Source organism: Mycobacterium sp. IDUB_9, from assembly GCF_055419505.1.
In genome coordinates this window covers 471,759-491,778 of sequence record NZ_JBVAXU010000002.1, presented here as the reverse complement: position 1 = coordinate 491,778, position 20,020 = coordinate 471,759, and the positions used below count along the sequence as shown (strand labels likewise).

The window sequence follows — 20,020 nt, the reverse complement described above, 5'->3', positions numbered from 1 at the left end:
TGTCGCGGGGTACCCCGGTTCTCGTACGTCACGGCGGTGGCGTCGCTGCCTGGCGCCCACCGTGAACAGCGAAAGGAGCGCAAGGTGACCGGTATGCAGCCCAAGCCGACAACCACCGACGCCGGAATTCCGGTCTACAGCGACGAGCACTCGCTGACGATAGGTCCCGACGGGCCGATCCTGCTGCAAGATCACTATCTGATCGAGCAGATGGCGATGTTCAACCGGGAGCGCATCCCGGAGCGCCAGCCACATGCCAAAGGCGGAGGCGCATTCGGTCACTTCGAGGTCACCAACGACGTCAGCGCATACACCAAGGCCGCACTGTTCCAGCCGGGCGTCAAAACCGAGACGCTGACCCGGTTTTCGACCGTGGCCGGCGAGCGCGGCAGCCCAGATACCTGGCGTGATCCACGTGGGTTCGCCACCAAGTTCTACACGTCCGACGGCAACTTCGACATGGTCGGCAACAACACGCCGGTGTTCTTCATGCGTGACCCGCTGAAGTTCCAGCACTTCATCCGCTCCCAGAAGCGCCGGGCCGGAAACAACCTGCGCGATCACGACATGCAGTGGGATTTCTGGACGTTGTCCCCCGAGTCCGCACATCAGGTGACGTGGCTGATGGGTGATCGTGGCATCCCCCGCGATTGGCGGCACATGAACGGCTACTCCAGCCACACCTACAGCTGGATCAACGCGGCCGGCGAGATCTTCTGGGTGAAATACCACTTCAAGACGGACCAGGGCGTCGAGTTCCTCACGCAGGAGGAAGGCGACGAGATGGCCGGTATCGACGGCGACGCCCACCAGCGCGATCTGTACTCGGCGATCGAGCGCGGCGAGTTCCCGACCTGGTCGCTGAAAGTGCAGATCATGCCGTTCGAGGAGGCCAAGGACTATCGGTTCAATCCGTTCGACCTGACCAAGGTGTGGCCGCACGGCGACTATCCGCTGATCGACGTCGGCACGTTGCGCCTGGACCGCAACGTCACCGATTACCACACCGAGATTGAGCAGGCCGCTTTCGAACCGAACAACCGAGTGCCCGGTACGGGCCTGAGTCCCGACAAGATGCTGTTGGCCCGCGACTTCTCCTATGCCGATGCCCACCGTCACCGGCTGGGCAGCAACTACAAGCAGATTCCGGTCAACGCGCCGAAGGTCGAAGTACACAGCTATTCGAAAGACGGCGCCATGCGGATCAAGAATGTGTCCGATCCGGTGTATGCCCCCAATTCGTACGGCGGCCCCCAGGCCGATCCGGCGCGAACCGGCGAATCGCTGTGGCACGCCGATGGCGACATGGTTCGTGCCGCCTACAGCCTGCACGCCGAGGATGACGACTGGGGTCAGGCCGGAACAATGGTGCGCGATGTGCTCGACGACGCGGCACGGGCCCGGTTGGTCTCCAACATCGCCGGGCACCTGTCCAAGGGCGTCTCCGAACACGTGCTCGAGCGTGCCTTCGAGTACTGGAAGAACGTGGACAAACAGCTCGGCGAGAAGGTCGAATCAGCGGTCCGTAACGGCGGCTGACCAGTCCGCGGCGGCGCCGGGTTCGAGGATGCGCGCGATCTCGGCGCCCATCGCGGCGCGCATCTCATCGTCGCTGAGCGAGTCCAGGCCGGTCGCCGATTTCAGGAACGGTTCGAACATCCGCCAACCCAGTTGCAGCGCAACGGCATTGGCGACGGCGAGCCGGCCACCGCGTTCATCGTCGAAACGGGGAAGCACCTGGCCGAGCAGCCTCGTCACCCCCGGGAACCGCGTCTGCAGCCGACCCACGGGATAACCGTCGAGCAGTGCCCTGGCCATCAACCGCATGTGCTGGTCCATGGTCCGGTCGATTTCGTCGGCCGGACCGCCGGCGTCCAACAAGGCGGTGAGCCGGCCGCCGAGGTGATCGAGTACGGCTCCCACCAATTGATCTTTGGTGCCGAAGTGCCGGTAGATGAGTCCGTGATTCACCTTGGACTTCGCCGCGATGTCACGGATCGACGTGGCCGCCGGTCCTTGTTCGGCGAACAACTCCGCCGCCGCCACCAGCGCGGCGGCCACCACCTCGTCCCGGCCGACCGGACCGGCCGCATCCGTGGGCGGTGGCGTCGGTGTAGTCATGTGGTTACACTAGCCGACATGCAAGTGTAGTCACTTGACTACAGCTGTTCCGACCAGCGAAAAGGACACGCCGATGACCGCTTCCACCACCGCTCCTCTCACCGTCAAGAAGCTCGGAAGCCGGATCGGCGCCCGCATCGACGGCGTGCACCTGGGCGGAGACCTCGATGAGGCCACGGTCGCCGAGATCCGGCGCGCGCTGCTGCAACACAAGGTGATCTTCTTCGGCGGTCAGCACCACCTCACCGATGAAGAGCACAACGCGTTCGCACGGCTCCTGGGCCGGCCCATCGGCCATCACGCCCTCAAGTCGGACGATGCACCGCTGATCACCCCGATCGACTCCGAGTACGCCAAGGCCACCCGCTGGCACACCGACGTCACGTTCGTGCCGGACTATCCCGCCATCTCGATCCTGCGCGCGGTGACGTTGCCCGAATACGGTGGATCCACTCTGTGGGCATCAACCGCGGCGGCCTATGACGCACTACCCGAACCACTCAAGCGGCTCACCGAGAATCTCTGGGCCGTGCACAGCAACCGCTTCGACTACGCGGCGGTGGCGGCTGCCGCGCTCAGCGAGGAACAGCAGCAGCTGCGGGCCGCCTTCGAGAAGCCGGACTTCCGTACCGAGCACCCGGTGGTGCGGATACACCCCGAAACCGGTGAGCGCACCCTGGTGGCCGGTGACTTCACCCGCGGCTTCCTGGGCTTGGACAGCCATGAATCGGACACCCTGCTGGAGTTGCTGCAGCGTCGGATCACCGTCCCGGAGAACACCGTTCGCTGGAACTGGGCTATAGGCGACGTCGCCATCTGGGACAACCGGGCCACCCAGCACCGTGCGGTCGACGATTACGACAACCAGCGCCGGGTGATGCACCGCGTGACGCTCGCCGGCGACGTGCCCGTCGACATCCATGGGCAGCGGAGTCGCCCGCTCGCGGACGCCGCTCTACTGCAGGCGGTCTGACTCACATCTTGATGGCGGGCATCAGCCTGGTCATGTTCCACAGTCGGTTGCGTCGGGCCGACAAGGCCGAGATGGTCAGGGCACCGACCCAGATCACCAGCAGTGTGATGATCGCCTGCCAGAGCCGGTGATCGATCCCACCGAGGATGAGCTGACGTAATCCGTTGACGCCGTACGTCATCGGATCGTAGTTGTGGAACGCCTGGAACGGCCGCGACGTGGTCTCCACCGGATACATGCCGCCGGCGCTGACCAGCTGGAGCATCAGCAGGGCCATCAGCAGCACCCGGCCCACCGCGGGTCCGACGAATGCGTTGATCGCCTGCGTCGCGGCGACGAAGGCGCACGAGACCAGGATCATGAAGCCCAGCATCGCGACCGGATGAGCCACCTGCATGCCGAGCGCGAACCGCACGACGCAATACAAGATGATCGCCTGGAACATCCCGATCACTGCCGCGGGCAGGTAGCTGGCGAGCACCACGCGGATCGCCAGCACCTCCGCGGCAATCGGCCGGTTCTGCAACGGCCGCAACACCATCCACAGCACCAGCGCACCGAAGAACAGGGCCAGCGTGATGAAGAACGGCGCCATCCCGGTGCCGAAGTTGGGTGCGGCGTGCTCGGACGAGTTCTGTAGGTGAACGGGACCCCCGATGGTGTCGGCGATCGCCTCCTTCTGCGCAGGCGTCCAGTCCGGCACCTGGCCGGCACCGTCGGCGAGCTTGGTCGCCAACTCGGCCGAGCCGGACCGCAGCTGCGAGGTGCCGGATTTCAGCTGTCCGGCGCCGGTGTCGAGTTTGGCTATGCCACTGGCCAATTCGGCGTTACCCGAAGCCAGCTGCTGGGCACCGCTGCGCAGCTGGTTCAGCTGGGCAGTGAGGTCCCGGTTTTTGGTACCCACCTGATTCAGCGCCGAGTTGAGCGGGCTGCCCGGGTCGCGCAGTGATGACGTCATCGAGATCGCCGCGTTCTCGGCGTCGGTGAGCTGCTGACGAATCTGCGGGGTAAATTGGTGGGCCCGAAGGTCATCGGCCACCCCGCGCAGGGTTCCGGCGGCATTGTTGGCGATCGGATCCGGGCTGGTCGAGAGCTGATCGATCACCGCGTTCAATGCCGTCGCGGCGGAATCCTGCGCGCCGGTGATGGCACCGATCTGATCGTTGGCCTGCCGCAATGCCGCGGTGCCGTCCTCCAGTTGTGCAGTGTCGCCGCCGACCTTCGACAACGCAGAGGTCACAGCCACGAGCGGATCGGTGGCCTTGTTGATTCCATCGGAGAGTTGCTTGGCGCCGGTGGCCAGCTGGGCCGACCCGGACCGCGCCGTGTGCAGCCCGGACGCCACCTGACCGGCGCCGTCGTCGACTTTCACTGCCCCATCGGCGAGTTGGCCGGCACCGTCGGCCGCCTGTTTTATCCCCGCACCCGAGCTGACCACAACCGAGAGCACCTGGTTGACCGCCTGGCCCGAGATCCGCGTCGACACCGCGTTGAGCACCTGGTCGATGGCCGTGCGGCCGATGTTCGACGAGATGTAATTGTTGGCGTCGTTGTAGACCGCGTTCAGGTTGGCCTGCTTGGGATTTCCGGTCAGCGGTGACGCGATGGCCTCGCTGAAATCCGGTGGCAGCTCCAGCATGAAGTAGTACTGACCATGGTCGACGCCTTTGCGCGCCTCGTCCGCATCGACCACGTGCCAGTTCAGGCTGGCATCGTCGGTCAGGCTCTTGGCGATCTCTGACCCGACATTGACGTGCTGGCCCGAAACCACCGCGCCCCGATCGGAATTGACCAGTGCCACCGGCATCTTGTCGACCTGCCCGAACGGGTCCCAGTATGCCCAGAGGTAGAGCGCGCCGTAGACGAGCGGCAGCAGCATCAGCACCACGATCGCGGCGCGGGTCAACCGGCTGCGGCGGAAGCGTTTGATTTCGGAGCCGAAGGCGAGCCCGGCGGCAGGTGTGCCGAACGAACGTTTGGCGAATGGGAATGTGACCATCTCAGTTCTTTCCGGTCAGGATTCGGTGATCGTGCAGATCGTGGTCCGGGGCTTCCACCCCGAGCGGATTGGTCACGCCGACAACGACACTGCGCTTGGTGGCGATGGCGCCGAGGCGTTCGACGGCCGTCGCCCGTCGTGCGTTGTCCCTCACCTGTTCGAGGTCGCCGACCACCAGGATGGGGCGATTCGAGAACAGCGCCAGGGTGACCTTCAGCAGGAACAGGTCGAGATCGGACAGCTCGCTGATGTAGGTCCCGGGCGCGGGCGGCACCAGCTCGCCGAACACCTCGCGCAGCGTGGCGTCGCCGGCCTCGATCGGAACCCGTCGATACCACGGCGCCAGCCACCGGCGCTGCTCGGCGAGCACCGTCTGCACGGTGACCGAGTCCTCCAGCTCGTCGATGTCGGCGAACGCCGCGATCGCGCATTGTCGCCTGATCGCACGAGGGTTGGTTTCCCCGCAGACGGTCACGGTGCCGTGGCTGGGTGCCAGGCGTCCCGCCAACGTCAGCAGCAGCGCGGTCTGGCCCCAACCGCCAGGCATCTGGATGGCGTGGAATCCCGGCGTGAGTGCGAGGTCGATATCCGAGAACAGTGGCCCGTGCTCGCCGTCGACTCCCAGTCCGGCCGCGATGATCTGCGGCGCGTCCTGCGCCGCGTCTTCCTCGGACACCTGGGCATCCTCGGCGTCGTCCCTGTCTTCCATCCGCGACCTTTCGATACTCACCGGTATCCATACGATACTAGCGAGTATTGTGTTGGTCATGTCGGCTGTCAAACCCGCCCGCACCCGCCCCACCCGCGACGAGGTACGCGATCGGATCCTCGATGCCGCGCTGAAGGTTTTCGCGGCCGAAGGGTTCGCCGGCGCCACCATCGACGCCATCGGTCACGCCGCGGGATTCACCAAGGGCGCGGTGTACTCGAACTTCGAATCCAAGGACGAGCTGTTCCTGGCGCTGCTGGACCGCCAGTTCGAGAGTCGCGGCGCCCTGATCGCGACCGCACTCGACAGTGGCGGCGGCGACACCGCCACGATCGCCGAGGCCCTCAGCCGGTCAACGCTGGACTCGATCCACGATCAGACGGAGTACCAGATCGTGTTGATCGAGTACTGGCTCCGCGCGATACGTGATCCCCAACTCCGCGAGCGGTTGGTGGCCCGCCGCCGCGCAGCGGCAGATCAGGCCCTGCACATCGTCGAACAAGCCGGCACCGCACTGCCCGGTCACCAACTGTCGGCGCTCGCCCAACTTGTGGTCACCGTCATCTCCGGCATTGCCACCGAGGAGGTGCTGCAGCCGGGCACGATCGATATCGACACCCTCGCCCGGCTTTTCACCGCGCTGCTGGAATCCTCGCCCGCCGCCACGCGGTAGTCCGGCTCAGGCGAGCTTCTTGTGCATCGGCCGCCCGCCGGTGGCTTCGAAGATGACCCGCTTGCCGATCTCGACGGCGTGATCGGCATACCGCTCGTAGTAACGGCCCAACAATGCGACGTCGACAGCCGAGCACACCCCGTCCTCCCACTGACGGTCCAGCAGCAGAGTAAATAGGTGGCGATGCTCGGCGTCGACGGCGTCGTCCTCATCGCGCAGGCGCGCGGCCGCGTCGGGATCCCGCGACACCAGCACCTCCTGCGCGGTCTGCGCCAACCGCACCGCCTGCGAACCCATATCGGTGAAGCTCGCACGCACCTCGTCCGGCACGGCGCAATCGGGATGGCGCAATCGAGAGATGTCCGCGACATGCACGGCAAGCGCGCCCATCCGGTCGATGTCCGCAGCGATGTGCATCGAACCGACGACCGTGCGCAACTCGCCGGCAACCGGCTGTTGCAGGACCAGCAGCCGGAACGCCGACTCCTCGATTCGGTGGCCGTATGCGGCGATGCGTTCGTGATCGGCGATGACCTGCTCGGCCAGCGACAGGTCCGATTCCAGCAAGGCCTCGTTGGCCCGCTGCATCGCACTCACCGCCAGGGCACACATCTCGGCGAGTTGATCGCACAGTGCCGCCAACTCGTCGTGGAACGCCTTGCGCATGTGCCACCCTCCCGCCAGTCACCACCGGACCTCACCGCCCGGCGAGGACTAGGTACCCGGAAGGGGCCGGTTGCTAACCGGCGGAATTGACCGGCTCGATCGGCAGCCGCCGCAATCCACCAGGAGCCTCGGCAGGCACCACGGGATGCTGCGGCGCGATCGGCGCCAGTTTCCGGTACGGCTCATTCTGCGCCGGACGCTGGTCATCCTCGCCCTTGTTCGGCCACAACGACGCCGCACGCTCGGCTTGTGCCGTGATCGACAACGACGGATTCACACCGAGGTTCGCCGAGATGGCCGCGCCGTCCATGACATACAGCGTCGGATAGTTGTAGACGCGCTGATACGGGTCGATGACGCCGTGCTCGGCGCTGTCACCGATGGCCGCGCCACCGAGGAAGTGTGCGGTGAGCGGGATGTTGAACAGCTCGCCCCAGGTGCCGCCCGCGACTCCGTCGACCTTCTCCGCCATCCGCCTGGTGAACTCGTTGCCCACCGGGATCCACGTCGGATTCGGCTCGCCGTGCCCCTGTTTCGACGTCATCACCCGCTTGCCACCGGGCCCGCGCTTGGTGAAGGTGGTGATCGAGTTGTCCAGATGCTGCATCACCAGGGCGATGACCGTCCGTTCACTCCAGCGGGCCGGGTTCAGCAGCCGGATCAGCAGCCCTGGCCGCTCACGGCCCTGGTCCAGGAACTGCCGCCAGCGCGGCACATCGGTGCCCTGCGGCCCGGTGCCGTCGGTCATCAAGGTCTGCAGCAGCCCCATCGCGTTGGAACCCTTGCCGTAGCGCACCGGCTCGACGTGGGTGTCGGCGGTGGGATGCACCGAGGAGGTGATGGCCACGCCGTGGGTGAGATCGAGATCCGGCGGCACCGTCAGGGTCTGGGCGCCCACGATGGACTCGGAGTTCGTGCGGGTCAGTACGCCGAGACGCGAGGACAATTTTCCGAGTTTTCCCGAGTCCCGCACCTTGAACAACAGCTTCTGGGTGTTGTACGTACCGGCCGCCAGGATCAGATGCGATGCGGTGAAGGTCTTACGTCTGCGCCGCAGCTTGCTGCCGGTACGGACCGTGGTGACCTCCCACAGACCGTCGGCGCGCTGCTCGAAACTCGTCACCGTGGTCATCGGATGCACTTGCGCCCCAGCGGATTCCGCCAGTCCCAGGTAGTTCTTGACGAGCGTGTTCTTGGCGCCGTGCCGACATCCGGTCATGCATTCGCCGCATTCGATACACCCGGTGCGGGCCGGTCCGACACCGCCGAAGTACGGGTCCGGCACTGTTTTGCCCGGCGTCATCTCATCGTCGAGTCCGAAGAACACACCCACCGGCGTCGCGACGAACGTGTCACCGCAACCCATATCGTCGGCCACCTCTTTGACGATGCGGTCCGCGTCGGTGAAGGTCGGGTTCTTGACCACGCCGAGCATGCGCTGCGCCTGGTCGTAATGCGGCATCAACTCGGCGCGCCAGTCGGTGATGTCCTTCCACTGCGGATCGTTGAAGAACGGCTCCGGCGGCACGTAGAGGGTGTTGGCGTAGTTCAGCGATCCGCCGCCCACGCCGGCACCGGCCAGGATCATCACGTTGCGCAGCAGATGGATGCGCTGGATGCCGTACATGCCCAGTTGCGGGGCCCAGAGGAACTTGCGCAGATCCCACGAGGTCTTGGCGAAGTCGGCATCGGTGAACCGCTGGCCGGCTTCGAGTACACCGACCCGATAGCCCTTCTCTGTCAGCCGCAGCGCACTGACGCTGCCGCCGAACCCCGAACCGATCACCAAGACGTCATAGTCAGGCTTCATGTGTTCAGTATGACGCTACCCACAGGTAACTTCTAGACAGGAAGCCCTAACTTGTAAAGAAGATCGCTTGGGTCGCGCGTCATTTTCCACCTGAGGGTCGCGAACCCGGCGTCGGCACAGCCCACGCGTAGAAACCGCCGACGAAGACCCACGCAGCGATCAGCTCCCGACCGAGAGCCCCACCTTCTGGAACTCCTTGAGATCGCAGTACCCGGCCTTCGCCATCGACCGCCGCAGGCCGCCGACGAGGTTCAACGAGCCGAACGGGTCGTCGGACGGCCCGGTGAGCACCTGCTCGAGACCCGGCCGCTCCCCGACTGCCACCTGAAGGAGGGCGCCGCGCGGCAACGACGGGTGCGCAGCCGCGGTCGGCCAGAACCATCCGGCGCCCTGAGCCTCGGCAGCCACCGCCAGCGGCGTGCCCAGCACGACGGCGTCGGCACCGCAGGCGATCGCCTTGGCCAGGTCTCCGGACGTGTGGATGTCACCGTCGGCCAGCACGTGCACGTACCGGCCGCCGGTCTCGTCGAGGTATTCGCGACGGGCGGCCGCCGCGTCGGCGATCGCCGTGGCCATCGGCACGCTGATGCCGAGCACCTCGTCGCTGGTGGTGACACCGGCCGTGGAGCCATAGCCGACGATCACGCCGGCTGCGCCGGTACGCATCAGATGCAGGGCAGTGCGATGGTCGAGCACGCCGCCGGCCACCACCGGGATGTCGAGCTCGGAGATGAACGTCTTCAAGTTCAACGGCTCACCATCGGACGCGACCCGCTCGGCCGAGATGATGGTGCCCTGGATGACCAGCAGGTCGATCCCGGCGGCTACCAGCGTCGGGGTCAGCGCCTGGGCATTCTGCGGGCTGACGCGGACCGCGGTCGTCACGCCGGCCTCACGGATACGCGCCACCGCCGCGCCCAGCAGCTCGGGGTCCAGCGGCGCGGCATGCAACTGCTGAAGCATCCGGATCGCCGCCGAATCGTCAGGTGCCGACGCAGCGACATCCAGCACCCGGGCGATCTTCTCCTCGACATCGGCATGCCGGCCGATCAGCCCCTCGCCGTTGAGCACGCCGAGCCCGCCGAGCCGACCCATCTCGATCGCGAACTCCACCGACACCAGGGAATCGGTCGGGTGTGCGATGACCGGGACCTCGAAGCGGTAGGCATCGAGCTGCCACGCCGTCGAGACGTCCTTCGACGATCGGGTGCGCCGCGAGGGCACGATCGTGACGTCGTCGAGCTCATAGGTCCGGCGGGCGGTTCTGCCCATGCCGATTTCAACCATGTCGCGCATGACTGTTCTTAGTCTCCTGCCCCACCGGATCAGCGGGTGTAGTAGTTGGGGGCCTCGACAGTCATGGTGATGTCGTGGGGGTGGCTTTCCTTCAACCCGGCTGCCGTGATCTGAACGAACTGCGCCTGCTGCAACTGCTCGATGGTCGCCGAGCCGGTGTAGCCCATGGCTGCCCGCAACCCGCCCGTCAGCTGATGGATCACCGACCCCAGCGGACCGCGGAACGGCACCCGACCCTCGATGCCCTCGGGCACCAGCTTGTCCTCGGAGAGCACATCGTCCTGGAAGTAGCGGTCCTTGGAGTAGGACTTGCCACCGCCGCGTCCCTGCATGGCACCCAGTGAACCCATGCCGCGGTAACTCTTGAACTGCTTGCCGTTGACGAAGATCAGGTCACCGGGTGACTCGGCGGTGCCGGCCAGCAGCGAGCCCAGCATGGCCGTCGACGCGCCGGCCGCCAGTGCCTTGGCGATGTCGCCGGAGTACTGCAGGCCGCCGTCGGCGATCACCGGGACGCCGTAGGGACGGCAGGCTGCCACCGCCTCCAAGATGGCGGTGATCTGCGGGGCGCCGACACCGGCGACCACACGGGTGGTGCAGATCGAGCCGGGGCCCACACCGACCTTGACCGCGTCGGCGCCGGCCTGCACCAGCGCGGAGGCGGCGGCCCGGGTCGCGACGTTGCCGCCGACGACTTCTACGCGGTCACGCACGGTCTGCTTCAACCGCGCCACCATGTCGAGCACGCCCCGGTTGTGGGCGTGGGCGGTGTCGACGATCAGCACGTCGACTCCGGCGTCGACCAGTGTCATGGCCCGGGCCCAGGCATCCTCCCCGACGCCGACGGCGGCGCCGACCAGAAGCCGGCCGTCGCTGTCTTTGGTGGCCAACGGGAACTGCTCGGTCTTGACGAAATCCTTGACCGTGATCAGGCCGGTCAGCTTGCCGTGGCCGTCGACGATCGGCAGCTTCTCGATCTTGTGGCGACGCAGCAGGCCCAGTGCAGCCTCGGCGGACACCCCTTCTTGCGCGGTGATCAGCGGCGGTTTCGTCATCACCTCGGCGACCGGCTTGTTCTCGTCGACCTCGAAGCGCATGTCGCGGTTGGTGATGATGCCAACAAGCTGCCCGGCCTCATCGACGACCGGGAGACCGGAGATCCGGAACCGGGCGCACATCGCGTCGACCTCGGCCAGGGTGTCGGTCGGCGAGCAGGTGACCGGGTCGGTGACCATGCCGGCCTCGGACCGCTTCACCGTCTCCACCTGGGCGGCCTGTTCGGCAGCGGGAAGGTTGCGGTGCAGGACACCCATGCCGCCGGCGCGGGCCATGGCGATGGCCATCCGCGATTCGGTGACGGTGTCCATTGCCGAGCTCACCATGGGCACCCGTAGACGGATGTTCCGGGTCAGCTGGCTCGAGGTGTCAGCGGTGGCGGGGACCACATCAGAAGCAGCCGGCAGCAGCAGCACATCATCAAAGGTGAGACCGAGCATCGCGATCTTGGTGGGATCGTCGCCGCCGGTGGGGACCGGTACGGCGATGGGAACGCTGCTTTCAGCGATCGACATGGGTGGGGCCTCCAGTGGCAGGCGTGGGGCTTGTAACTCGATTCTATCGGCTCGGATATCGACAGCGATGTTGCCGCTCCTTGCACCTCAGGGCGCAGATCACGGCGCGCATCAGGACGGCTGGCGCGATGGGAGTACGGCTGCGTAGTGTGGGACTCGTGCGTGACCACCTCCCCCCTGGTTTGCCGCCCGATCCGTTTGCCGATGATCCTTGCGATCCTTCTGCTGCGCTGGACGCGATCGAGCCGGGCCAGCCTCTGGACCCCCAGGAACGGACGGCTGTCGAGGCTGATCTAGCCGATCTCGCGGTGTACGAAGCGCTGTTGGCACACAAGGGAATTCGTGGCCTCGTCGTGTGCTGCGACGAATGCCAGCAGGACCACTACCACGACTGGGACATGCTCCGCGCCAACCTGCTGCAACTACTTGTCGACGGCACCGTGCGCCCGCACGAGCCGGCCTACGATCCCGAACCCGACGCCTACGTGACGTGGGATTACTGCCGCGGCTACGCCGACGCATCGCTCAACGAGGCGACGTCGGAAACCGACGGCTACCGCTGAGAACCGCCTAGCCCCGGCAACAGGGGCACCTCGATCGCCGGCATGGCCGGTCCTTCTCCGCCGTGCCCGCCCGACTGGCTTCCGTGACTTTCGCCACTGCCGGTCTCCGCGGGCGCGGCCGGCGTCGTGCGCGCCGGCGGTGCTGAGGGCACAGATGTCGGCTCCACGGACGGTGCGACCGTCGTCGTGGTCGCCGGAGGTACTTCGACCACCGGCGCCGACGAGGTGGTCGGGGCCGACGTCGTATGCGTCGCCGACGACTGTGTGACCGGTGACGAGGGAGCTGTCACCGGCGCCGGGGCGCTCGTCGTCGGCTCGGCACTGCTAGACGGTGTCGGTGCCGCGGTCGAGGAGGACGGGGTCGACGTCGGTGCGGACGTCGGGTTCTCCGACGGCGACGTCGACGGCGTGGACGTCTCCGAACCCGGGCTGGGCTCCGTCGGCGACGTCGATGGCCCGGTCGTCGGTGTGGACGTCGGAGTCTCCCCTGGCGTGCTCTCGGACGGGGTCGTCGTCACCGTCACCTCGGGCAACACCACCGGCGGCGCATCGGGCGGCACGGTCGCATTCGGGTCGCGGTTCTCCACCTTGACCGACAGCTGCTGCCACTGGTCGACGAGCTGCTGCTTGCGCTGCTGGTCGTCGACGGTGGCAACAGTGGTGGTGATGGTCTGCAGCTTCTGCTGGGCCTGTTCCCACTGCCCGTCGTCGATCAGCTGCTGGACTTGTTTGAGCTCGCTCGACGCCAGCTCGACCCCCACGTCGCGCGTCACCGGCGCCGACCCGAAGACCAGTCCGCGCACGCCGTAGAGGGCATCGCCGGGGCCGGAGCCGTACACGGCCGCCCCGAATCCACCGAGGCACAGCACGGCCGCGGCCATCGATCCCACCAGCGCCATCGGGAAACGTACCCGCCCCTGCGCGGTGGCCTTGTCGAGCGCTTTGACGGCCTCACGCGGCGGCGCGATACCCGACATCGGGGTGCGGCGTGCGTCATCGCGCCACCCGGCCAGCAGGACGGCCAGTTCGGCTTCCTCCCGGTCGGTCGCATAGACCTGATGCTCGAGGGACAGCGCCTCGATGAATTTCTCGGACCGGTTGATCTCGTTGAGGGACGGATCACCACCATTTGAGGTCCAGCGGCCGAAGTCAGGCATGATCCCGCCCCGTCGCCATGATCTCGTTCTTCAGCCTGGCCAGTGCGCGGTGCTGGGCGACACGTACGGCGCCGGCGGTGCTCCCGACGGCCTCGGCGGTCTCCTCGGCGCTCATCCCGACCACGACACGCAGGATGAGGATCTCGCGCTGCTTCTCGGGCAGCACGGCCAGCAGCCGGGCCATTCGTTCAGAAGATTCGGTGTCGAGAGCGGATTGCTCGGGCCCCGTGTCAAGGGAAAATCGCTCGGGCACCACGTCGGTGGGCTCGGCACGGTTCCTGGCTGCCGCGCGATGCGCGTCAGCAACCTTGTGCGCAGCGATGCCGTAGACAAAGGCCAGGAACGGGCGTCCCTGATCTTTGTAGCGCGGCAGCGCCGTAATGGCGGCCAAGCACACCTCCTGCGCAACGTCATCAGCTGATAGACCACTGCGCTCGGTCGCCCCCACCCTCGCCCTGACGTACCGAACGACGATCGGCCGAATGATCTCCAGCACTTCCGAGAGCGCGTTTCGATCACCTGCCACTGCCTCAGCAACGACAACGTCGAGACGGTCTCCCGAACTTGTCATCGTGGGCGATCTCTCCAGCGTTACGTTGCACCGACACTCGCGGCGGATTGGCTGAGCTAAACAATAACGATCAATGGGGCGGTGCCCTGCCGGTGCCGCGCTCAGGCGCCGGCCCAGACCCCGCCTCTGCGACGCACTGTATCGGCGCTGAGGTCCCGGATCCGGCTGATTTGGGCAGCGTCGTGCGTGCTACTTCCGATGTCGGCCAGCACGCAGGCCAGGGCCCAACGCAGCGGAATCAGCCCGGATTTCTCGGTGGCCGGCAGGGCCGCGTCGGCGACGTCCCGGGCAGCGTCGAGTTCGCCGGCGCTGCACAGCGCTGCGGCCAGCACGACTTCGGATTTGACGGCGTGGCGCGTCGAGCTGTGTCCGGCCGCCGCGGCGACTCCGCAACGGGCATGCTGGACCGCCGTCACACCGTCGCCCTGAACCATCGCCAGTTCGGCACCTACCCACGACAGCCGGATCCGCTGTCGCGAGCCGGCGGGAGTGTCGATGGCGCGCGCCCGGTCGAGCAGTCGTGCCGATACGGCGAACCGCCCGACCCCGAGGGCGTCCGCGGCGAGCCCGACGAGCGCGTCGGCGGCGGCCTCGTCGTCGTCACCGCGGTGAGCCCACGCCTGACCGTCGGCGCCACGAGCGCGTGCGTGGCCGCCCAGCTGGCGGAGAAACGACGCGCGGGTGCTGTGCGCAAGTGAGACCAGCGGACCCGAATCCAGGCTCCGCAGGATCGCGGCGAGCTCGGTGAGCGCACAGCTGTAGCGCCCCTGCCCACCCGCGGCGACAGCCCGCAGCCAGCGCTCGTGCGGAGTGGCCGCGCTGGGCAGCGGCCAGCGGCCCGGATCGGCCCCGAAAGCAGCGTCGGCCAGCGTCGAGGCAGCAGGTGCGGATGTCGTCATCGGTAGGCGACGGTATCAATACGGAACGATTCGAGGGTCCGTGGGAACCGGATACCGGCGGAACCGGGTATTGAATATTGCGCTATGCGCATTAGTTAACAATTGATGGCTCGAATGTTAATGGCGTGTCAACTAACTGTCGATTGCCCGGAATTGCATACAACGCCCCGGCCTGGCCCAACAGGGAAAACCTCAAGACCTCTAGCAGATCCTCATCACCGATGTCTCCGTCACCGCGTCACAATGATGAACGTGATGTAAATTCTCGACCTGCGGTTATGTCCTTTGGCACACCGCCAAGGTATTGACTCGCTTTATTCGGTCCCCCTAGTTTGTGTGCACGAGCGGTCATCGGCGACATGTGCTCAGTTCGGTTCCACCGACTCATACCCGCCCACTTTTGGCGAAATGGGCGAGCAGAGAGGGGTTTTCCAAATGCCGCAGCCGCAGCAACTTCCCGGACCCAACGCGGATATCTGGGATTGGCAAATGCAGGGACTTTGCCGTGGAGTCGATTCGTCGGTGTTCTTCCATCCTGACGGCGAACGTGGACGCGCCCGGGCGCAGCGTGAGGTGCGCGCCAAGGAGATGTGCCGCAGTTGCCCGGTGATCACCCAGTGCCGCTCCCACGCGCTCGCCGTCGGCGAGCCGTATGGCATCTGGGGCGGGCTGAGCGAGGCCGAGCGTGAGCTTTTGCTCAAGCGGGGCATCCGCCGCAGCGCCTGACTCCACAGCAAACTTCACACTCCGAACTGCAGAGGCTCCGTCCCGCGAGGGGTGGGGCCTTTGCAGTTGGAGGTCAGCCCGCCGCGAAGGCGCCCAGCGCCAGCACCGCGAGCACGAGGAACGCGGCCGGGAAGGCAATGTTGTAGAACACCCGCGCGCGGATGTGGGTGATGAGGGCACCGACGAAGAACGCGATCAGACCGATCGCGGCGGCGACGCCGAGCGGCGGGAAAGCCCACAGACCCACAAGCAGTCCGACGGCGCCCGCGCCTTTGAGCAGCCCGAGCGTCGGTACCCAGGTCCGCGGGACGCCGACCTCTGCAGAGTTGGCCAGTACGAAGCGGGCCCCGACGAGGTCCGCGAGTGCCATCGCCCCATTGGCCGCGATGGCGATCGCGACGATCACGGCCGCGATCGTGCCGAGTTGTAGGGTCATGATGGTCGTCTCCCATGTTCGGTTGCAGCGGTGGTGGTCCACCTTGATGACGTTTCCCACGCCCGAAAGGTGACGCTGTGACCGACCTCGAGGCCCTCGCCGCCCGATTCGAGGAGGATCGGCACCAATTGCGCGCGGTCGCCCATCGGCTACTCGGTTCGGTGCACGAGGCCGACGATGCGGTCCAGTCCGCGTGGCTGAAGGTCAGCCGGCGCGGCATCGCCGACGTGGGCAATCCGACCGGCTGGTTCACCACGGTGACCGCGCACGAATGCCTCGACCGACTGCGGGAGCGGAAACGGCGTGCCGAGGCCCTCGGCGCCGACGAGCCGCCTCCCACTGCCGTCGCCCCCGCCGCCGACGAAGAGGTGACCATGGCCGAGTCGGTGGGCCGCGCCCTGCTCGTGGTGCTCGACCGGCTCTCCCCCGCCCAGCGGGTGGCCTTCGTTTTGCACGACGCCTTCGCGGTGCCGTTCGACGACATCGCCGCACTGCTCGATCGCACGCCGACGGCTGCGAAGAAACTGGCCAGCCGGGCCCGGGAGCGGGTGCATGGTGCGGCCGTCGCGGCTCGCCCCACCGCCGAGCACCTCGAGATCGCTCGGACATTCCTGGCCGCCTCGCGAGAGGGCGACCTCGATGCGTTGTTGGAGATTCTCGATCCCGACGTGGTGCGCCGCGTGGATCGCGTGCTCGTCGGCGGACACCTCCCCGTCCAGCTGCGCGGCGCCCGGGAGTTTGTCGAGGAATCCAAGATGTTCGCCGCGACAGCGCGGGGCGGTGAGGTCGCCGTCCTCGACGGCGCCGCGGGTATCGTCATCGCACCCGCAGGCCGGCTGAAGTCCCTACTGCGCCTTGACATCCGTGACGGACGGATTCACGGCATCGACATCATCGGCGACCCGGACCGCCTGGCGGCGGTCGACGTGAGGTTGGTGGGCTGAATTCTCTCGATTCTCTCGCGAGCAGACACAAAACTGCCCAAAAATCAGCATTTGGAGGCAGTTGTGTGTCTGCTCACGGAGACTCGTGGGCATGACAACAGACGTGACCGTGGCCGAAACAGGCGCCGGTACCTACACCCAACAGATCACTGTCGGGCGCCACGAATTCATCGCCGACGAACCCCTCCCCGTGGGCGACGATGCCGGCCCCAATCCCTATGACCTGGTGTTGGCCGGTCTGGGCGCGTGTACGTCGATGACGGTGCGGATGTACGCAAACCGCAAGGGTTGGCCGCTTGAGCAAGTGCGAGTGACGTTGCGTCACTCACGTATTCATGCCAAAGACTGTGCGGACTGTGAAACCACCAAGGGCATGCTCGATCACATCGATCGCGAGATCGAGCTGATCGGCGAGCTCGACGAGATGCAACGGCAGCGGCTCATGGACATTGCCGAACGTTGTCCCGTGCATCAGACCCTGACCACGTCCGTCCACATCACCACGACCGCGATTTCGTGATCTCACTGCACCGTTGCGCTGCCCAGGCGTAGGAAGGAAACCATGGCAGACAACTGGAATGACAACATCATCGCCGAGTTTCGCGCCAACGGCGGCAAGGTCGGCGGCCCTTTCGAGGGGGCAACGCTGCTCCTGCTTCACACCACCGGCGCCAAGTCCGGCAAGGAGCGCGTCAACCCGGTCATGGCATTCGACATCGACGGGAAACTCGCCATCGTCGGCTCGTACGCGGGTGCTGACGTCGACCCGGCGTGGTTGCACAATCTGCGCGCGCATCCCGATGCCCACGTCGAGATCGGCACCGACGCCTACGACGTGCATGCCCGGGAGATGTCGCTGGCCGAGCGCGACTCCGCCTACCCACGCATCGTCGAGAAGGCCCCGGGATTCGGGGAGTACCAGACCAAGACCGCCCGGATCATCCCGGTGATCGAATTGCAGCGCCGCTGAGGCCCGGCCACGCCGGGGGGCGCTTGTCGATGAAGGCCTGCACCCCCTCGAGGGCACTCGGGTCCATCATGTTGCAGGCCATCGTCTGCCCCGCATCGGCGTAGGCGGACTCGATGTCGACGTCAATCTGCCGGTAGAACAACGCCTTTCCCATCGCGACCGCGACGCGGGGTTTCGCCACGATGCTCGCGACCAGCGCCTCGATCTCGTCGTCCAGGGCCTCAGCCGCAGCCACGCGGTTCACCAATCCCAGCGCGCAAGCCTGCTCGGCAGAGATGAACTCGCCGGTCACCAGCATCTCGAAGGCGACCTTGCGAGGCACGTTGCGCGACAGCGCGACTCCCGGGGTTGCGCAGAAGAGCCCGACGTTGACACCGCTGACCGCGAAACGGGCATCCCGAGCTGCCACCGCGAGATCACACATCGCGACAAGCTGGCATCCCGCTGCCGTCGCGAGACCTTGAACCCGGGCGACCACCGGCACCGGCAGGCGCTGGATGGACAGCATCACGTCGGTGCACTGTTCGAACAATTGCTCGTAGTACGCCAGTGACGGCTCCGCCCGCATTTCCTTGAGGTCATGGCCGGCGCAGAAGGCCTTGCCCGAAGCGCCGAGGATCACGGCCCGCACAGTCTCGTCTTCGGCCAGTGCATCAATGGCCTCACCCAACGCGTTCAGCATCGCCTCGGACAGCGCGTTGAAGGCTTGGGAGCGGTTGAGGGTGAGGGTGACGACGCCACGGTCGTCACGATCGTGCAGCAGCAGAGTCATGGCTCGATCAACACCTTGAGGGCCTCACGGTCGGCCATGGCGCGGTAGCCGGCGGGGGTGTCGTCCAGGCCGATGGTGCGGTCGAAGACCCGACCGGGCTCGATGGTGCCGTCGAGAACATCGGGCATCAGTTCCTCGATGTAGGCGCGGGCCGGTGCGACGCCGCCGGTGAGGGTGACGTTACGGAAGAAGGTTCCGAAACCCATTGGCACCTCAGTGTATTGAGATACCCCCAGCCGGCTGACGCGGCCACCGGCACGCACCGCATCGAGGGCGGTGGCGAGCGACGGCTCGGTCCCGACGCATTCGATCACCGCATGCGTCCCGTCACCACCGGTCAGTTCACGGATTCTCTCGACGGCTTCATCACCACGTTCCGGTACCACGTCGGTGGCGCCGAACTCGCGGCCCAGGTCGGTCCGGACGGTGTGTCGTCCGTTCAGGATGATCTGCTCGGCGCCCAACCGCTTGGCGGCCAGCACCGCGCACAACCCCACCGCACCGTCACCGATGACGGTCACCGAAGATCCCGGCCCCACCCTGGCAGTCACCACGCCGTGGTGACCGGTGCAGAAGACGTCGGACAACGTCAGGAGGGAGGGCATGAGCGCTGAGTCCTCCGCTACCGGAAGCTTCACCAGCGTGCCCTGCGCCTGCGGAACGCGTACGGCCTCGCCCTGGCCGGCATCGACGCCGGGGGCGCCCCACCCGCCGCCGTGGCGGCACGACGTCTGCAATCCCTCCTGGCAGAAGTCACAGGTGTTGTCCGCCCATACGAAGGGCGCCACCACCAGATCGCCGCGACGAAGCCCGGACACGTCGGCACCGACGTCCTCGACGATGCCGATGAATTCGTGGCCCATCCGCCGGCCGCCGTCCTTGTGCGGCATGGACTGGTACGGCCACAGGTCACTGCCGCAGATACAGGCGCTGGTGACGCGCACGATTGCGTCGGTCGGCTCCTTCAAGGTCGCGTCGGGCACGTTCTCGACCCGCACGTCACCGGCTCCATACATCACGGTTGCTCGCATGTTCGGTTCCTTCACTCGTTCGGGTGGCAAGTGAGACACATCGTCTTCGAGGCTAGGCCGGTGGGCAAGGCCACGGGACTGAAAGGGCAGCCCTACACGGTTCGTGCACATGACCCAGACCGCCGGTGACGTG

21 protein-coding genes are annotated in these 20,020 nt (G+C 66.4%); 8 read left to right on the top strand and 13 right to left on the bottom strand.

The window, feature by feature from the left end; translation table 11 throughout:
• Positions 1-93 precede the first annotated feature (93 nt).
• On the top strand, positions 94-1,539 hold the full coding sequence (locus ACZY08_RS10945) for a catalase (RefSeq protein WP_463745285.1): 1,446 nt from the start codon (positions 94-96) through the stop codon (positions 1,537-1,539).
• On the opposite strand, the gene ACZY08_RS10940 is transcribed toward ACZY08_RS10945, so the two are convergent.
• Positions 1,516-2,121, bottom strand: coding sequence for a TetR/AcrR family transcriptional regulator (locus ACZY08_RS10940; RefSeq protein ID WP_463744831.1), 606 nt, complete (start codon positions 2,119-2,121; stop codon positions 1,516-1,518). The genes ACZY08_RS10945 and ACZY08_RS10940 overlap by 24 nt on opposite strands.
• A gap of 73 nt (positions 2,122-2,194) precedes the next feature.
• Between ACZY08_RS10940 and ACZY08_RS10935 the strand changes: the two genes are divergently transcribed.
• Complete coding sequence (locus ACZY08_RS10935; RefSeq protein WP_463744832.1) at positions 2,195-3,094, top strand: TauD/TfdA dioxygenase family protein; 900 nt, start codon at positions 2,195-2,197, stop codon at positions 3,092-3,094.
• Position 3,095: 1 nt separating this feature from the next.
• Here ACZY08_RS10935 and ACZY08_RS10930 read toward each other — a convergent pair whose 3' ends face one another.
• Both ACZY08_RS10930 and ACZY08_RS10925 read right to left on the bottom strand, forming a co-directional pair.
• Positions 3,096-5,093 (bottom strand): YhgE/Pip family protein, encoded by a 1,998-nt coding sequence (locus tag ACZY08_RS10930; RefSeq protein ID WP_463744833.1) that lies wholly within the window; start codon positions 5,091-5,093, stop codon positions 3,096-3,098.
• 1 nt (position 5,094) lies between these two features.
• Positions 5,095-5,802, bottom strand: a complete 708-nt coding sequence (locus ACZY08_RS10925; protein ID WP_463744834.1) for a P-loop NTPase family protein — start codon at positions 5,800-5,802, stop codon at positions 5,095-5,097.
• A 46-nt stretch (positions 5,803-5,848) separates the two neighbouring features.
• Between ACZY08_RS10925 and ACZY08_RS10920 the strand changes: the two genes are divergently transcribed.
• Entirely contained in the window at positions 5,849-6,475 is a 627-nt protein-coding gene (locus ACZY08_RS10920; protein WP_463745286.1) for a TetR/AcrR family transcriptional regulator, read from the top strand.
• Between the two features lie 6 nt (positions 6,476-6,481).
• Here the strand turns inward: ACZY08_RS10920 and phoU are convergent, their stop codons facing one another.
• The 4 genes from phoU to guaB form a co-directional block, all read right to left on the bottom strand.
• On the bottom strand, positions 6,482-7,141 hold the full coding sequence (gene phoU, locus ACZY08_RS10915) for a phosphate signaling complex protein PhoU (RefSeq protein ID WP_463744835.1): 660 nt from the start codon (positions 7,139-7,141) through the stop codon (positions 6,482-6,484).
• A gap of 73 nt (positions 7,142-7,214) precedes the next feature.
• Positions 7,215-8,951 carry a GMC oxidoreductase gene (locus ACZY08_RS10910; RefSeq protein ID WP_463744836.1) on the bottom strand — a complete coding sequence of 579 codons (1,737 nt, stop codon included), beginning with the start codon at positions 8,949-8,951 and terminating at the stop codon, positions 7,215-7,217.
• A gap of 159 nt (positions 8,952-9,110) precedes the next feature.
• A complete protein-coding gene (locus ACZY08_RS10905) occupies positions 9,111-10,238 on the bottom strand; it encodes a GuaB3 family IMP dehydrogenase-related protein (protein ID WP_463745287.1) in 1,128 nt (375 codons plus the stop codon).
• Positions 10,239-10,276: 38 nt separating this feature from the next.
• Positions 10,277-11,818: an IMP dehydrogenase gene (gene guaB / locus ACZY08_RS10900; RefSeq protein ID WP_463744837.1), complete on the bottom strand. Its 1,542-nt coding sequence runs from the start codon at positions 11,816-11,818 to the stop codon at positions 10,277-10,279.
• 158 nt (positions 11,819-11,976) lie between these two features.
• Here guaB and ACZY08_RS10895 point away from each other — a divergent pair, with 158 nt between their 5' ends.
• Entirely contained in the window at positions 11,977-12,381 is a 405-nt protein-coding gene (locus ACZY08_RS10895) for a DUF5319 domain-containing protein (RefSeq protein ID WP_069404784.1), read from the top strand.
• On the opposite strand, the gene ACZY08_RS10890 is transcribed toward ACZY08_RS10895, so the two are convergent.
• The 3 genes from ACZY08_RS10890 to ACZY08_RS10880 all read right to left on the bottom strand — a co-directional run bounded on the left by ACZY08_RS10890 (position 12,372) and on the right by ACZY08_RS10880 (position 15,008).
• Complete coding sequence (locus tag ACZY08_RS10890) at positions 12,372-13,538, bottom strand: anti-sigma-D factor RsdA (RefSeq protein WP_463744838.1); 1,167 nt, start codon at positions 13,536-13,538, stop codon at positions 12,372-12,374. The genes ACZY08_RS10895 and ACZY08_RS10890 overlap by 10 nt on opposite strands.
• Positions 13,531-14,109 (bottom strand): sigma-70 family RNA polymerase sigma factor, encoded by a 579-nt coding sequence (locus tag ACZY08_RS10885; protein ID WP_463744839.1) that lies wholly within the window; start codon positions 14,107-14,109, stop codon positions 13,531-13,533. The genes ACZY08_RS10890 and ACZY08_RS10885 overlap by 8 nt, the downstream gene beginning before the upstream one ends.
• A 101-nt stretch (positions 14,110-14,210) precedes the next feature.
• On the bottom strand, positions 14,211-15,008 hold the full coding sequence (locus ACZY08_RS10880) for a hypothetical protein (RefSeq protein ID WP_463744840.1): 798 nt from the start codon (positions 15,006-15,008) through the stop codon (positions 14,211-14,213).
• A 435-nt stretch (positions 15,009-15,443) separates the two neighbouring features.
• Between ACZY08_RS10880 and ACZY08_RS10875 the strand changes: the two genes are divergently transcribed.
• On the top strand, positions 15,444-15,734 hold the full coding sequence (locus tag ACZY08_RS10875) for a WhiB family transcriptional regulator (protein ID WP_454788825.1): 291 nt from the start codon (positions 15,444-15,446) through the stop codon (positions 15,732-15,734).
• A gap of 73 nt (positions 15,735-15,807) precedes the next feature.
• Here ACZY08_RS10875 and ACZY08_RS10870 read toward each other — a convergent pair whose 3' ends face one another.
• Positions 15,808-16,170, bottom strand: coding sequence for a DoxX family protein (locus ACZY08_RS10870; RefSeq protein WP_463745288.1), 363 nt, complete (start codon positions 16,168-16,170; stop codon positions 15,808-15,810).
• A 77-nt stretch (positions 16,171-16,247) separates the two neighbouring features.
• On the opposite strand from ACZY08_RS10870, the gene ACZY08_RS10865 reads away from it, so the two are divergent.
• The 3 genes from ACZY08_RS10865 (at position 16,248) to ACZY08_RS10855 (ending at position 18,084) form a co-directional block, all read left to right on the top strand.
• Entirely contained in the window at positions 16,248-17,114 is an 867-nt protein-coding gene (locus tag ACZY08_RS10865; RefSeq protein ID WP_463744841.1) for a sigma-70 family RNA polymerase sigma factor, read from the top strand.
• A gap of 91 nt (positions 17,115-17,205) precedes the next feature.
• Positions 17,206-17,634, top strand: a complete 429-nt coding sequence (locus ACZY08_RS10860) for an OsmC family protein (protein WP_463744842.1) — start codon at positions 17,206-17,208, stop codon at positions 17,632-17,634.
• Between the two features lie 42 nt (positions 17,635-17,676).
• Positions 17,677-18,084 carry a nitroreductase family deazaflavin-dependent oxidoreductase gene (locus ACZY08_RS10855; protein WP_463744843.1) on the top strand — a complete coding sequence of 136 codons (408 nt, stop codon included), beginning with the start codon at positions 17,677-17,679 and terminating at the stop codon, positions 18,082-18,084.
• Here ACZY08_RS10855 and ACZY08_RS10850 read toward each other — a convergent pair.
• Positions 18,053-18,856 (bottom strand): enoyl-CoA hydratase, encoded by an 804-nt coding sequence (locus ACZY08_RS10850; RefSeq protein WP_463744844.1) that lies wholly within the window; start codon positions 18,854-18,856, stop codon positions 18,053-18,055. The genes ACZY08_RS10855 and ACZY08_RS10850 overlap by 32 nt on opposite strands.
• Entirely contained in the window at positions 18,853-19,887 is a 1,035-nt protein-coding gene (locus tag ACZY08_RS10845) for a zinc-binding dehydrogenase (protein ID WP_463744845.1), read from the bottom strand. The genes ACZY08_RS10850 and ACZY08_RS10845 overlap by 4 nt, the downstream gene beginning before the upstream one ends.
• Positions 19,888-20,020 lie beyond the last annotated feature (133 nt).

Bases quoted from the DNA above. Each gene is read 5' to 3' on its own strand.
- ACZY08_RS10925 (WP_463744834.1), bottom strand. From the start codon at position 5,802: ATGGAAGACAGGGACGACGCCGAGGATGCCCAGGTGTCCGAGGAAGAC.
- ACZY08_RS10860 (WP_463744842.1), top strand. From the start codon at position 17,206: ATGACAACAGACGTGACCGTGGCCGAAACAGGCGCCGGTACCTACACC.
- ACZY08_RS10905 (WP_463745287.1), bottom strand. From the start codon at position 10,238: ATGGTTGAAATCGGCATGGGCAGAACCGCCCGCCGGACCTATGAGCTC.
- phoU (WP_463744835.1), bottom strand. From the start codon at position 7,141: ATGCGCAAGGCGTTCCACGACGAGTTGGCGGCACTGTGCGATCAACTC.
- ACZY08_RS10845 (WP_463744845.1), bottom strand. From the start codon at position 19,887: ATGCGAGCAACCGTGATGTATGGAGCCGGTGACGTGCGGGTCGAGAAC.
- guaB (WP_463744837.1), bottom strand. From the start codon at position 11,818: ATGTCGATCGCTGAAAGCAGCGTTCCCATCGCCGTACCGGTCCCCACC.
- ACZY08_RS10850 (WP_463744844.1), bottom strand. From the start codon at position 18,856: ATGACTCTGCTGCTGCACGATCGTGACGACCGTGGCGTCGTCACCCTC.
- ACZY08_RS10940 (WP_463744831.1), bottom strand. From the start codon at position 2,121: ATGACTACACCGACGCCACCGCCCACGGATGCGGCCGGTCCGGTCGGC.
- ACZY08_RS10875 (WP_454788825.1), top strand. From the start codon at position 15,444: ATGCCGCAGCCGCAGCAACTTCCCGGACCCAACGCGGATATCTGGGAT.
- ACZY08_RS10870 (WP_463745288.1), bottom strand. From the start codon at position 16,170: ATGACCCTACAACTCGGCACGATCGCGGCCGTGATCGTCGCGATCGCC.
- ACZY08_RS10930 (WP_463744833.1), bottom strand. From the start codon at position 5,093: ATGGTCACATTCCCATTCGCCAAACGTTCGTTCGGCACACCTGCCGCC.
- ACZY08_RS10890 (WP_463744838.1), bottom strand. From the start codon at position 13,538: ATGCCTGACTTCGGCCGCTGGACCTCAAATGGTGGTGATCCGTCCCTC.
- ACZY08_RS10880 (WP_463744840.1), bottom strand. From the start codon at position 15,008: ATGACGACATCCGCACCTGCTGCCTCGACGCTGGCCGACGCTGCTTTC.
- ACZY08_RS10855 (WP_463744843.1), top strand. From the start codon at position 17,677: ATGGCAGACAACTGGAATGACAACATCATCGCCGAGTTTCGCGCCAAC.
- ACZY08_RS10945 (WP_463745285.1), top strand. From the start codon at position 94: ATGCAGCCCAAGCCGACAACCACCGACGCCGGAATTCCGGTCTACAGC.
- ACZY08_RS10910 (WP_463744836.1), bottom strand. From the start codon at position 8,951: ATGAAGCCTGACTATGACGTCTTGGTGATCGGTTCGGGGTTCGGCGGC.
- ACZY08_RS10935 (WP_463744832.1), top strand. From the start codon at position 2,195: ATGACCGCTTCCACCACCGCTCCTCTCACCGTCAAGAAGCTCGGAAGC.
- ACZY08_RS10885 (WP_463744839.1), bottom strand. From the start codon at position 14,109: ATGACAAGTTCGGGAGACCGTCTCGACGTTGTCGTTGCTGAGGCAGTG.